Origin of the sequence: Pseudocitrobacter sp. 73 (genome assembly GCF_008369545.1) — a bacterium.
Classification (GTDB): domain Bacteria; phylum Pseudomonadota; class Gammaproteobacteria; order Enterobacterales; family Enterobacteriaceae; genus Pseudocitrobacter; species Pseudocitrobacter vendiensis.
The window spans coordinates 1-456 of sequence record NZ_VTZO01000088.1 but is presented as its reverse complement, the minus strand read 5'-3'; the positions used below and the strand labels follow the sequence as shown (position 1 = coordinate 456).

Annotated in this window: 1 pseudogene; it reads left to right on the top strand. The window is 57.7% G+C overall.

The annotated features are described in order from the left end of the window. A pseudogene (locus F0Q32_RS25915) lies at positions 1-456 on the top strand (Tn3 family transposase); the annotation flags it as partial.

The following is a 456-nucleotide window of genomic DNA, read 5'->3' as shown; positions in this document are numbered from 1 at the left end:
CTGGAAACGCCTGGTGTACGATGCGGAGGGCCGGATACAACGTGCCGGTTACTCGCTTTGTCTGCTGGAGCGCCTTCAGGATGCACTGCGCAGACGGGACATCTGGCTCGAAAACAGCGATCGCTGGGGAAATCCCCGCGAGAAGCTGTTGCAGGGAGAACAATGGCAGGTTCAGCGGGTCCCCGTCTGCCGGGCGCTGGGACATCCCACTGATGGACATCAAGGCGTGCAACAGCTGGCGGTCCAGCTGGATGAAACCTGGAAAGCCGTCGCATCCCGGTTTGAAGGAAATGCGGAGGTCCATATCTGCAATGACGGTAAATATCCGTCCCTGACTATCAGCAGTCTGGAGAAACTGGAGGAGCCACCGTCGTTGCATCGTCTCAACGGCCGGGTAAGGCAGCTGCTTCCTCCGGTTGATTTGACGGAATTATTGCTTGAAATAGACGCCAGGAC